Genomic DNA, 13,310 nt, shown 5'->3' on the forward strand with positions numbered 1-13,310 from the left:
CAGGCGGAACAGCATAGCCATGCAGGACCTTGGAATCATCAGCCCCGGCCTTGAGGAGTTCCGGGAACTGGCCGGCCACAGCCGCGTCATCCCCGTCCGGCTCAAGGTGCTCGCGGACGCCGAGACGCCCATCGGCCTTTACCGCAAGCTGGCGCAGGGGCAGCCTGGCACCTTCCTGATGGAATCCGCTGCGGTGGGCGGCGCCTGGTCCCGTTACTCGTTCATCGGCGCCAAATCCCGGGCAACATTGACCACCAAGGACGGCCAGGCGCACTGGCTGGGTGAACCGCCGGCGGGTGTCCCCGTGGACGGCAGCCCCGTCGACGCCATCCGCGACACCATCGAAGCCCTCCGCACCGACAGGTTCGAGGGGCTGCCGCCGTTCACCTCCGGCCTGGTGGGATTCCTGGGCTGGGAGACCGTCCGGCACTGGGAACGCCTGGTGAGCCCGCCGGAGGACGACCTGCACCTGCCGGAAATGGCGCTGAACCTGGTGACCGACATGGCCGTCCACGACAACGTTGACGGCACGGTGCTGCTCATTGCCAACGCCATCAACTTCGACAACAGCTCCGAACGGGTGGATGAGGCCTGGCACGATGCCGTGGCCAGGGTCAAGGCGCTCCTTGCCAAGGTCAGCAGCCCCGTTGCGCAGCCCGTGTCCGTCCTCGCTCCGGCGGCACTGGACTTCGCCTCCAGCGTCCAGGAACGCTGGGACGAAGCCGAGTACCTGGCGGCCCTGGACCGTGGCAAGGAAGCCATCGTTGACGGTGAGGTGTTCCAGGTGGTCATCTCGCGCCGCTTCGAGATGGAATGCAAGGCGTCCGCCTTGGACGTCTACCGGGTCCTGCGGAACACCAACCCCAGCCCATACATGTACATTTTCAGCCTCGAGGACGCCGACGGCCGGGAGTACTCGATTGTGGGTTCCTCGCCGGAGGCCCTCGTCACGGTGACCGGTGAAGAAGTCATCACCCACCCCATCGCCGGCTCGCGCCCGCGGGGCAAGACGGTGGAGGCGGACAAAGCCCTCGCCGACGAGTTGCTGGCGGACCAGAAGGAACGCGCCGAACACCTGATGCTCGTGGACCTCTCACGCAACGATCTCTCCAAGGTCTGCGTAGCGGGAACCGTGGACGTCACGCAGTTCATGGAGGTGGAACGCTTCAGCCACATCATGCACCTGGTGTCCACCGTCGTTGGCCGGCTCTCGCCCAAGGCCAAGGCCTATGACGTGCTCAAGGCCACGTTCCCGGCCGGCACCCTGTCCGGGGCCCCGAAACCCCGCGCCCTGCGCCTCCTGGACGAACTCGAGCCGCATCGCCGGGGTATCTACGGCGGCGTGGTGGGCTACCTGGACTTCGCCGGCGACATGGACATGGCCATTGCCATCCGTTCGGCGCTGATCCGGGACGGGCGTGCGTACGTCCAGGCCGGAGGCGGGATCGTTGCTGATTCGGTCAACCCGACGGAGGCCCTGGAAACGGTCAACAAGGCAGCGGCACCGCTCCGGGCGGTCCACACGGCCGGTTCCCTGCAGAACATTTCGGCGGACTCGCTGCCCGGGGCGGACTCCCGGTGACTGGCAGCGGACCGGCGGCAGCGCAAACGGGGACTGCCGGCAGGCGCACGCCGGCGTGGGCACGCAAGTCCACGCTGGTGCTGCTTATTGCGGTCCTGGCGCTGGCGGTCTTCGGCACCACCACCCAAACCTGGATGACCGTCACGCTCGATCCGAACCAGGTGGGCCAGGCCGGGGCCGCGCAGGACGCGCTTGAGGTCCAGGGAAGCAAGGCTGCCACCACCGTCACTGCGCTGGCGCTGGTGGCCCTCGCCGGCGGCCTGGCGGCAGCCATAGCGGGCAGGATTGCGCGGTGGATCATCACCGCCATCATTGTCCTTGCCTCCGCTGGAATTGTTGCCGCAGCAGCAACAGTCCTGGCCAACCCGCTGGCGGCCGCCCAGGGCTCCATTGCGGAAGCGACCGGCATCACCGGAAGCCAGGCGCTTGTTGCCGTCACCGCCTTTCCCGTCCTCGCCGTCGTCGCAGGCTGCCTGCTGGCCCTCGCCGCGCTGGTTATTCCCTTCGCCGCGCGGCACTGGAAGGCGCGGACGAAATATGACGTGCCGGCCACGGGCAGCGTTGCCGCCTCCGGTCCCGTGGATGAAATCGACAGCTGGGACCGGCTGTCACGGGGCGACGATCCCACCTGACCCGGCGGATACGCACCGCCGCTCCCGGCAGGGTCCCGGCGGATAACCGGTCACCGGCCAAAAAATGGCAGAATGTAAGCAGTATTCACCCTGAGGAGATTTCCATGAGCAAAGCACCTGCGTCCGTTTCCAAGTCCGGCACCCGAACGGTGGCCCCCGGCGCCATCGACCACAGCCAGGAACTCGGCCACGGCAACAGCCCCGCAGCCTGGACCTGCGTCATCGTCATGCTGGTGGGCGCCCTCATCGCATCCATTGCCTTCGTGATCGCCAGCACGCCCATCTTCATCGCCGGCGCCGGCGTCATGGTGCTGGGCCTGATCCTCGGATACGTCATGCGCAAGGCAGGCTACGGCGTCGAAGGCAGCAAGCTGAAGAACTCCGGCCACTGATGTCCACTGTTCTCGATGACATCAATGCTGGTGTCAGGGAGGATATGGAGGCCCGGAAGCAGCTCGTTTCGCTGGCCGAACTGAAGGACCTGGCGGAGGCGGCGGCACCTGCCCGCGACGCGTGGGCAGCCCTTGGCGGAACCTCCCCGTCACGGAACGAGCTCAAGGTCATCGCGGAAATCAAACGCCGCAGCCCCTCCAAGGGAGACCTCGCCGCCATCGGCGATCCCGCGTCCCTCGCCCGGCAGTATGCCGACGGCGGTGCCTCCGTCATCAGCGTCCTCACCGAGCAGCGCCGCTTCAACGGGTCCCTGGCCGACCTCGATGCGGTGCGCGCCGCCGTCGACGTGCCGCTGCTGCGGAAAGACTTCACGCTGGACGAGTACCAGATCTGGGAGGCCCGCGCCCACGGCGCGGACCTGATCCTGCTCATCGTTGCTGCACTCTCGGACGCCCAGCTCGCCGAATTCAGCGGCCTCAGCCACGAACTTGGCATGAACGTCCTTGTGGAGACGCACACGGAAGAGGAAATCGAGCGGGCAGTGGCCGCGCAGGCGCGCATCATCGGCGTCAACGTGCGGAACCTGAAGACGCTCGACGTCGACCGTTCAGTTTTCGCTTCCCTGGCCGGGCGGATCCCGGCCGGCGCAGTCGTGGTAGCCGAGTCCGGCGTCCGCGACGCCGGCGACGTCACCCACTACGCCGCCAGCGGCGCCAACGCCGTGCTTGTGGGCGAGGCGCTGGTCAGCCACTCGACGCCGCGGGAGCGGATCGCCGAGTTCAAGGCAGCCGGCGCCGCCGCGATAGCAGCCCGGGGCTGAGGCCAACGCACCTGCGCACAGGCGGGCGGGATGGATCCCCGCCCGTCGAACACGCCCGGCAGGCTGCCCTGCCGGGACGACACACTTTTGCACCACCAACTCGAACAGGACGGGACTGATGGCTGAAGCACCCTCAGGAAACGCTGACAACAACGCCGCAGAAGCATTCCTGCAGGGCGGCTCCCTCAAGCACGCCCCGGGACCCTACTTCGGAAGCTATGGCGGACGCTGGATGCCTGAATCCCTGATCGCCGCCCTGGACGAACTCGAGGAGACGTTCAACAAGGCCAAGGACGACCCCGAATTCCGGGCGCAGATCGCGGACCTCAACAAGAACTATTCCGGCCGGCCGTCGCTGCTGACCGAAGCAAAGCGCTTTTCCCAGCATGCCGGCGGCGTCCGGGTCTTCCTCAAGCGCGAGGACCTGAACCACACCGGTTCGCACAAGATCAACAACGTGCTGGGCCAGGCGCTGCTCGCCAAGCGCATGGGCAAGACCCGCGTCATCGCCGAGACCGGCGCCGGCCAGCACGGCGTGGCCAGCGCAACCGCTGCCGCCCTGATGGGCCTTGAGTGCGTTGTCTACATGGGCGCAGAGGACTGCCGCCGCCAGGCCCTCAACGTGGCCCGCATGGAACTCCTGGGCGCGACCGTCATTCCCGTCACGAGCGGATCGCAGACCCTCAAGGACGCCATCAACGACGCCCTGCGCGACTGGGTGGCCAACGTGGACAACACCCACTACCTCCTGGGCACCGCCGCCGGCGCGCACCCGTTCCCGGCCATGGTCCGCTACTTCCATGAGGTCATCGGCGAAGAAGCCCGCGCCCAGATCCTTGAACAGGCCGGACGGCTGCCCGACGCCGTCTGCGCCTGCATCGGCGGCGGCTCCAACGCCATCGGCATTTTCCACGGCTTCCTGGACGATCCGTCCGTCAGGATCTACGGCTTCGAAGCCGGCGGCGACGGCGTGGACACAGGACGGCACGCGGCCACCATCACGCTGGGCAAGCCCGGCGTCCTCCACGGTGCGCGCTCCTACCTCATGCAGGACGACGACGGCCAGACCATCGAGTCCCACTCGATCTCCGCCGGCCTTGACTACCCCGGCGTGGGCCCGGAGCACTCCTACCTCGCCGACATCGGCCGGGTGAGCTACGAGCCCATCACGGACAGCGAGGCCATGGATTCCTTCCGGCTGCTGTGCCGCACGGAGGGCATTATTCCCGCCATTGAGTCCTCGCACGCCCTGGCCGGTGCCATCAAGGTAGGGCAGCGGCTGGCTGCCGAAGCCGCCGAGGCCGGCGGTTCCGCGGAGGACAAAATCATCATCGTGAACCTTTCCGGGCGCGGCGACAAGGACGTGGCCACCGCAGCCGAATGGTTCGACCTGTTGGACAAGGATTCCGCCGAGTCGGAAATCGGCAAAGAGGGGGAGCAGCTGTGAGCACCGCACAGACCACCAGCAAGTCAGCCGCGGCCATTGACAAGGCCCGTGCTGAAGGCCGCGCCGCGCTGATCGGCTACCTGCCCGCCGGCTACCCCAGCGTGGAGGAGACCATCGCCGCAGGCATTGCCCTGGCTGAGAATGGTGCCGACCTGATCGAGATCGGTATTCCCTACTCCGACCCCGTCATGGACGGCCAGGTCATCCAGGCCGCCACCACCGAGGCGCTTGCCAAGGGCTTCTCCGTGCGCCAGGTCTTTGATGTGGTTGCCGGCATCACCAGCAAGACGGACGCCGCCGTCCTGGTGATGACCTACTGGAATCCCGTGGTCCGGATGGGCGTGGACGAGTTCTCCCGCCGCCTGTCCGAAGCCGGGGGAGCAGGGCTCATCACCCCTGACCTCATCCCCGATGAGGCAGCGGAGTGGATGGAAGCATCGGATAAATACGGGCTGGACCGGGTGTTCCTCGTGGCGCCGTCGTCCACGGCCGAGCGCATGCAGCGCACCGTGGACGCGAGCCGCGGCTTCGTCTACGCAGTGTCCATCATGGGCGTCACCGGCGCCCGGACGTCCGTCAGCACCGCAGCCAAGGACGTGGTGGCGGCGGCACACGCCGCAGGCGCCGAACGCGTGTGCGTCGGACTGGGCGTCTCCACTGCGGACCAGGTCCGCGAGATCGCCGCCTACGCCGAAGGCGTCATTGTGGGCACCGCCCTGGTGGCCGCAATCCGCGACGGCGGGGTGGACGCAGTAGCCGCCCTCACCAAGGACCTCAGCACCGGACTGAGCCGCACCGGACTGACCAGGGAAGAAGCCTAGGCCATGCAGACCCTCCTCCAGGCAGCAGCAATGGTGCCGGCCAGCATTCCGAGCCCGGACTGGTCCGGCTTCGACATTCCCCTGCCGTGGGGAACGCTGCGCATCCACGCCTACGCCCTGTGCATCCTGGCAGGCATTGTGGCGGGCCTGTGGCTCACCTCCGTCCGCTGGGCCAAGCGCGGAGCACCTGAAGGAAGCGTCTGGGACATCGTGGTCTGGGCCATTCCCTTCGGCATCATCGGCGGCCGCCTGTACCATGTGGTCTCGTCGCCGGACGCCTACTTCGGCCCCGGTTTTGACGGCACAGGCGACCTTACCCTGATCCCGCAGATCCAGCGCGGCGGCCTCGGCATCTGGGGTGCCGTGGTCCTCGGCGTCGTGGGCGCGTGGATCGGCTGCCGCCGCAGCGGCGTCAAGCTCAGCGCCTTCCTGGACGCGGCGGCGCCCGGACTGCTGCTGGCCCAGGCCGTGGGCCGCTGGGGCAACTACTTCAACCAGGAACTCTTCGGCGGGCCCACCACCCTGCCGTGGGGCCTGCAGATTGACGCCGACAACCCGAACTTTCCGGCCGGAACCCCGGCGGACACCCTGTTCCACCCCACGTTCCTGTACGAATCACTGTGGAACGTGGCCGGCGTCGTCATCCTGCTCGCGCTGGACCGGAAGTTCAACGTCCGCCGCAGCCGGCTGTTCTGGCTTTATGCCATGTACTACACCCTGGGCCGGGTGTGGATCGAGGCGATGCGCATCGACGACGCCGAGCAGATCTCCCTGTTCGGCATCACCACCCGCCTGAACGTGTGGACCAGCATTTTCGTGTTCCTGGCCGCGCTCGTGGCGTTCATCCTGCTGGGCATGAAGAAGCGGACAGAGCCGGACAGCCCCTATCTTCCGGGCCGGGAGCCCGCCGGGGATGATGATCGGACGGCGGCCGTGGAGGGCGGCGACGAGGTCCGGGATCCGGACCCTGTTGTCTCAGATAGTGAATCGCGTGATAATCTCCCTGATAACCAAAGCGGTTCCCGGCATGCTTCCGTCCCAACGGAAGAGGCCGCGGCTGCGCCGGCGGGCCCCACGCCCGGACCGGACGCAACAGTTGCCGGAAAGTCCGGCAGCACAGCCACAGGAAGCGCGCCGGAAGCCGGCACTACCAAGTAGCGCGCGGGCCAGGCAGGGCAGCAGAGCCACCGCTCGAAGCGCCCAATCACCACAGCGTCGTGGCAGCGGGGCCGCCCCGGACAGCATGGAAATGCTGTCAGGTGTTGCCCGGGGCAGGGGCCTGCGTAACTGTTAGTTCAGCAGGCCATGCTGACCTACAATTTCCAGTAAATAACACTTTGTTGTGCCCATGTGAGCGGCGCCCGACGAGTGGGGCCAACGGTGTCCCTTCCATACGCACGATCAGGAGGAAGGACGTCTCCCATGACCCAAACTCTTCACACTCCCAGCTGGTCTGAACCAGATCAGCCTGAGACTGCCATGTCGCCGTTCAAGCGCTTCGCGGCCCTTCCGGAGGCACACGGGCTCTACAACCCGGAGCAGGAGAAGGACGCCTGCGGTCTTGCGATCATCGCCACCCTCCGCGGAGAGCCCGGCTATGACATCGTGGACGCCGCCCTCACCGCCCTGCGCAACCTTGAGCACCGCGGTGCGGTGGGTGCGGACGAGGGCACCGGTGACGGCGCCGGCCTCCTCATGCAGATCCCGGACGAATTCTTCCGTGCAGTTACGGACTTCGAACTTCCCGCCCCCGGCCAGTACGTGGCCGGCACCGCTTTCCTTCCCGCCGAGCAGCGCGAGGCCGACGCCGCCAAGGCAGGTATCGAGGGCCTGGCCGCCGATGAGGGCCTGAAGGTCCTCGGCTGGCGCGAAGTGCCTATCGTCGCCGACCTGGTGGGTGCCATGGCACGCGCCTGCATGCCCTACTTCTCCCAGCCGTTCCTGGCCTCCGCCACCGGCGAGGAACTTGACCGCAACGAACTGGACTCCCGCGCCTGGCGGATCCGCAAGCGCGCCCAGAACAAGTTCGGCGTGTACTTCCCGTCGCTGTCCTCGCGCACCATTGTCTACAAGGGCATGCTCACCACTGCACAGCTTGAGCCGTTCTACCCGGACCTTTCGGACAAGCGCTTCAAGACCAAGCTGGCGATCGTCCACTCGCGCTTCTCCACCAACACGTTCCCCTCCTGGCCCCTGGCCCAGCCGTTCCGCACCATCGCCCACAACGGTGAAATCAACACCGTCAAGGGCAACCGGAACTGGATGCGCGCCCGGCAGTCCCAGCTCGCCAACCCGCTGCTGGGCGATACGCCGGAAGAGCTGTACCCGATCTGCACCCCGGGTGCCTCGGACTCCGCGTCCTTCGACGAGGTGGCCGAGCTGCTGTGGCTCTCCGGCCGCCCCATCACGCACTCCATCATGATGATGATCCCCGAGGCCTGGGAAAACCACGCCACCATGGATCCGGCCCGCCGCGCGTTCTACGAGTACCACTCCCTCCTGATGGAACCGTGGGACGGCCCGGCGGCCGTCTCCTTCACCGACGGCAACCTCGTGGGCGCCACCCTGGACCGCAACGGCCTGCGCCCTGGCCGCTTCTGGATCACCGAGGACGGCCTGATCGTCTTCGCGTCCGAAGTGGGCGTCATCGACGTCGAACCCTCCAAGGTGGTCAAGAAGGGCCGCGTCTCCCCGGGCAAGATGTTCCTGGTGGACACCGACGCCGGCCGCATCATCGACGACGAAGAGGTCAAGGCCGAAGTCGCCGCCGCCAACCCGTGGGCGGAGTGGGTCAAGGACAACCTGATCGACCTCAACGATCTTCCCGAGCGCGAGCACGTGGTCCACACCGCCGCGTCGGTGAACATTCGCCAGCGCACCTTCGGCTACACCACCGAGGAACTGAAGATCCTGCTCGGCCCGATGGCCCGCACCGGCGCAGAGCCGCTGGGCGCCATGGGCTCGGACACCCCGGTGGCCGTGCTGTCCAAGCGCCCGCGCCTGCTTTTCGACTACTTCGTGCAGTCCTTCGCGCAGGTGACCAACCCGCCGCTGGATGCCATCCGCGAAGAACTCGTCACATCGCTGACCTGTGCCATCGGCCCCAACGGCAACCTCCTGGACACCAAGCAGGTGCGCCAGCCGCAGGTCCAGCTTCCGTTCCCGGTCATCAACAACGACCAGCTCGCCAAGATCGCCAACATCGAGAACGCCGACGGCGACAAGGTGGCCATGAAGGTCCGCGGGCTTTACCGCCCGGAGGGCGGCGAGAACGCGCTCCGTGCCCGGCTCACCGAGATCTGCGAGCAGGTCTCCGGCGCCATCAACCGCGGAGTCCAGTACGTGGTGCTGTCCGACCGCGACTCCAACGCGCAGTGGGCGCCCATCCCGTCGCTGCTGCTTGTCAGCGCCGTGCACCACCACCTGCTCCGCAGCGCCAACCGCACCAAGACCGCACTAGTGGTCGAGGCCGGCGACGTCCGCGAGACGCACCATGTGGCTGTCCTGATCGGTTACGGCGCCTCCGCCGTCAACCCGTACCTGGCGATGGAATCCGTGGAGCAGCTCATTGCTGCCGGCGACGTCACCGGTGTCACCCCGCAGGACGGCGTCTATAACCTGATCAAGGGCCTCGGCAAGGGCGTCCTGAAGATCATGTCCAAGATGGGCATCTCCACGGTGGCCTCCTACACCGGCGCCCAGACATTCGAAGCGCTTGGCCTGGGACAGGACCTCGTGGACGAATTCTTCGCCGGCACCCACTCGCAGCTGGGCGGCGTGGGCCTGGACGTCATCGCCGCGGAGGTTTCGGCCCGCCACCAGATGGCCTACCCCGAGGGCGGCATCGAGCAGCCCCACCGCCCGCTGCTGGGCGGCGGCGAATACCAGTGGCGCCGCGACGGCGAGCCCCACCTGTTCAACCCGGAGACCGTCTTCCGGCTGCAGCACGCAACCCGTGAGCGCCGCTACGACATCTTCAAGGCCTACACCCGCGGCGTGGACGACCAGTCGCAGAACCTGATGACCCTCCGCGGCCTCCTCAAGTTCAAGAACGAGCGCCCCGCTGTTCCGCTTGAGGAAGTTGAGCCGGTGTCCAGCATCGTCAAGCGGTTCTCCACGGGTGCCATGAGCTACGGCTCCATCTCCCAGGAGGCCCACGAAACGCTGGCCATCGCCATGAACCAGCTGGGCGGCAAGTCCAACACCGGCGAAGGCGGCGAGGACGTGGACCGCCTGCTTGACCCGAAGCGCCGTTCCGCGGTCAAGCAGATCGCGTCCGGCCGTTTCGGCGTGACCAGCCTGTACCTGACCAACGCCGACGACATCCAGATCAAGATGGCCCAGGGCGCCAAGCCCGGCGAGGGCGGCCAGCTGATGGCGCAGAAGGTCTACCCGTGGGTGGCCCGCACCCGCCACTCGACCCCCGGCGTCGGGCTCATTTCCCCGCCCCCGCACCACGACATCTACTCGATCGAGGACCTCGCGCAGCTGATTTATGACGCTAAGCGCGCCAACCCCTCGGCCCGGGTGCACGTCAAGCTCGTCTCCGAGGTGGGCATCGGCACAGTTGCCGCCGGTGTCACCAAGGCGAAGGCCGACGTCGTCCTGGTCTCCGGCCACGACGGCGGAACCGGCGCCTCGCCGCTGAACTCGCTCAAGCATGCCGGTGTCCCGTGGGAGCTCGGCCTGGCCGAGACCCAGCAGACCCTGATGCTCAACGGCCTGCGCGACCGCGTGGTGGTGCAGGTGGACGGCCAGCTCAAGACCGGACGCGACGTTGTGATCGCCGCGCTGCTGGGCGGCGAGGAGTTCGGCTTCGCCACCGCCCCGCTGGTGGTTGAAGGCTGCATCATGATGCGCGTCTGCCACCTGGACACCTGCCCGGTGGGCGTCGCGACGCAGAATCCTGAGCTGCGAGCCCGCTTCACCGGCAAGCCGGAGTTCGTGGTCAACTTCTTCGAGTTCCTGGCCGAGGAAGTCCGCGAGATCCTGGCGGAGCTGGGCTTCCGCAGCCTGGAGGAGGCAATCGGCCACGCCGAGGTGCTGGACGCCCGGGACGCCGTCAACCACTGGAAGGCCGACGGCCTGGACCTGGACCCCATCCTGCACGGGCTGGAGTTCGACGACGACGCTCCGCTGCGGAACCTGACCGGCCAGAACCACGAGCTGGACAAGCACTTCGACCAGCGCCTGATCACCATGGCCACGGAGGCGCTGACCGACCGCAGCCCGGTGAAGATCGCCGTCGACGTCATCAACACCGACCGCTCGGTGGGCACCATGCTGGGCCACGTCGTGACCAAGACGTTCGGCACGGATGTCCTGGCGACGGACACCATCGACATCACCCTCAGCGGCACCGCCGGCCAGTCGCTGGGCGCCTTCCTGCCCGCAGGCATCACGCTGCGGCTGTACGGCGACTCGAACGACTATGTGGGCAAGGGCCTCTCCGGCGGCCGCATTATCGTCCGCCCGGACCGGACCAACGTGTTCAAGGCGGAGACGAATGTCATCGCGGGCAACGTGATTGGCTACGGCGCCACCAGCGGCGAGATGTTCCTCCGCGGCCAGGTGGGCGAACGCTTCCTGGTCCGCAACTCGGGTGCCACCGCCGTCGTCGAAGGCATCGGTGACCACGGCTGCGAGTACATGACCGGCGGCCAGACGCTGATCATCGGCCGCACAGGCCGGAACTTCGGCGCCGGCATGTCCGGTGGAACCGCCTACGTCCTGGACCTGGACACCGCCCGGGTCAACAAGGAAGCCCTGCAGTCCGGCGAACTCCAGCTCCGCGAGCTGGATGCCGAGGACCGCGACATCGTGCACGGCCTGCTGGTCAAGCACGTTGAAGAAACTGATTCCCAGCTGGCTGCGCGGCTCCTCGAGAATTTCGATGACACCGCAGCCCGCATTACCAAGGTGCTGCCGCGCGACTACGCGGCCGTGCTGCAAACCCGTCTCGACGCCATCGAAGAGGGCCTGGACCCCGACGGCGAAGAAGTATGGTCTCGAATCCTGGAGGTGACCGGTGGCTGATCCACGCGGATTTCTGAAAGTACGCCAGCGGGAAACCCAGCCGCGCCGTCCCGTTTCCGTCCGCATCATGGACTGGAAGGAAGTGTACGAGGCGCAGGAAAAGGGCACGCTGAAGGCGCAGGCCGGCCGCTGCATGGACTGCGGCGTCCCGTTCTGCCACCAGGGCTGCCCGCTGGGCAACCTGATTCCCGAGTGGAACGACCTCATGTGGCGGGACAAGGGCGAGGAAGCTATCGAGCGCCTGCACGCCACGAACAACTTCCCGGAATTCACCGGTCGCCTGTGCCCCGCTCCGTGCGAGGCGTCCTGCGTCCTGGGGATCAACCAGCCTGCCGTCACCATCAAGCAGGTGGAAGTCTCCATCATCGACGAGGCCTGGGACAACGGCTGGGTGGAGCCGCTGCCTCCCGCCCGGTTGACCGGCAAGACGGTGGCCGTCGTTGGCTCCGGACCCGCCGGCCTGGCGGTGGCCCAGCAGCTGACGCGCGTGGGCCACACCGTCGCGGTGTACGAACGCGACGACAAGATCGGCGGCCTGCTGCGCTACGGGATCCCCGACTTCAAGATGGAAAAGGAGCAGGTGGACCGCCGCGTCGAGCAGATGAAGGCGGAAGGCACCCGCTTCCGGACCGGCGTCGCCGTGGGCACCGACGTGACGTGGGAGCAGCTGCGCCGGCGCTATGACGCCGTCGTGGTCTGCACGGGCGCCACCGTGCCGCGCGACCTGCCCATCCCGGGCCGGGACCTTGACGGCGTGCACTTCGCCATGGACTACCTGGTCCCGGCAAACCGCGCAGTCGCGGGGGAGCACATCGAAAACCAGATCCACGCCCAGGGCAAGCATGTTGTGATCCTCGGCGGCGGTGACACCGGGGCGGACTGCCTGGGCACCGCGCACCGCCACGGTGCGGCATCGGTGACCACCCTCGCCATCGGCAAGCAGCCGCCGGCCGAGCGTGCCAGCCACCAGCCGTGGCCCACGTTCCCCAACCTCTTCGAGGTAGCCAGCGCCCACGAGGAAGGCGGTGAGCGCACGTACCTTGCCTCTACCGTCGAGTTCGTGGGCGAGAACGGCAAGCTGACCGGCGTCAAGGTTGCCGAGACTGAATTCGTGGACGGCAAGCGCCTGCCCAAGGCCGGCACCGAGCGGATCATCCCCGCGGACCTGGTGTTCCTGTCGCTGGGATTCACCGGCGCCGAGCCCGCCGGGATCACCGAACAGGTCAAGGCTGAGTTCGACGGCCGCGGCAATGTGTCCCGCGACGGCTACTACATGACCAACACCGAGGGCGTCTTCGTGGCCGGCGACGCGGGCCGCGGACAGTCCCTCATTGTGTGGGCCATCGCCGAAGGCCGCGCCGCGGCTGCAGCAGTGGACAAGTTCCTGATGGGGAGCACCATCCTTCCCGCCCCCGTGGCCCCCACGGACCGCGCCATCGCCGTGCTCTAGGCATGCATCGGGGGTTCACCTCCACGACAACTAACCAATGCAAGAGACCAATAGGGTAGGTATATGAGACGCGCAAAAATTGTGGCTACGTTCGGCCCGGCAATCGCCAGCTACGAGAACACCCTCGCG

Annotated in this window: 9 protein-coding genes; all 9 read left to right on the forward strand. The window is 67.2% G+C overall.

Features of this window, described 5'->3' with window-relative positions; translation table 11 throughout:
* The first annotated feature begins 19 nt into the window (after positions 1-19).
* Entirely contained in the window at positions 20-1,582 is a 1,563-nt protein-coding gene (locus tag PV768_RS15365; RefSeq protein WP_321215983.1) for an anthranilate synthase component I, read from the forward strand.
* Positions 1,579-2,214, forward strand: coding sequence for a Trp biosynthesis-associated membrane protein (locus tag PV768_RS15370; protein WP_323057345.1), 636 nt, complete (start codon positions 1,579-1,581; stop codon positions 2,212-2,214). The genes PV768_RS15365 and PV768_RS15370 overlap by 4 nt, the downstream gene beginning before the upstream one ends.
* A 104-nt stretch (positions 2,215-2,318) precedes the next feature.
* The gene (locus PV768_RS15375; protein WP_157238438.1) at positions 2,319-2,606 is read left to right on the forward strand and encodes an HGxxPAAW family protein; all 288 of its coding nucleotides are present in this window, start codon (positions 2,319-2,321) and stop codon (positions 2,604-2,606) included.
* Positions 2,606-3,427: an indole-3-glycerol phosphate synthase TrpC gene (gene trpC / locus PV768_RS15380; RefSeq protein WP_321215985.1), complete on the forward strand. Its 822-nt coding sequence runs from the start codon at positions 2,606-2,608 to the stop codon at positions 3,425-3,427. Before PV768_RS15375 ends, trpC begins: the two co-directional genes overlap by 1 nt.
* A 118-nt stretch (positions 3,428-3,545) precedes the next feature.
* A complete protein-coding gene (gene trpB / locus PV768_RS15385; protein ID WP_321215986.1) occupies positions 3,546-4,874 on the forward strand; it encodes a tryptophan synthase subunit beta in 1,329 nt (442 codons plus the stop codon).
* Complete coding sequence (trpA, locus tag PV768_RS15390) at positions 4,871-5,695, forward strand: tryptophan synthase subunit alpha (RefSeq protein WP_321215987.1); 825 nt, start codon at positions 4,871-4,873, stop codon at positions 5,693-5,695. The genes trpB and trpA overlap by 4 nt, the downstream gene beginning before the upstream one ends.
* A gap of 3 nt (positions 5,696-5,698) precedes the next feature.
* Complete coding sequence (gene lgt, locus PV768_RS15395; protein ID WP_421093451.1) at positions 5,699-6,853, forward strand: prolipoprotein diacylglyceryl transferase; 1,155 nt, start codon at positions 5,699-5,701, stop codon at positions 6,851-6,853.
* A 264-nt stretch (positions 6,854-7,117) separates the two neighbouring features.
* On the forward strand, positions 7,118-11,731 hold the full coding sequence (gltB, locus tag PV768_RS15400) for a glutamate synthase large subunit (RefSeq protein ID WP_157238434.1): 4,614 nt from the start codon (positions 7,118-7,120) through the stop codon (positions 11,729-11,731).
* On the forward strand, positions 11,724-13,181 hold the full coding sequence (locus PV768_RS15405) for a glutamate synthase subunit beta (protein WP_321215990.1): 1,458 nt from the start codon (positions 11,724-11,726) through the stop codon (positions 13,179-13,181). The genes gltB and PV768_RS15405 overlap by 8 nt, the downstream gene beginning before the upstream one ends.
* The last annotated feature ends 129 nt before the right edge of the window (positions 13,182-13,310 follow it).

It is taken from the genome of Pseudarthrobacter sp. CC4 (assembly GCF_048957775.1).
Classification (GTDB): domain Bacteria; phylum Actinomycetota; class Actinomycetes; order Actinomycetales; family Micrococcaceae; genus Arthrobacter.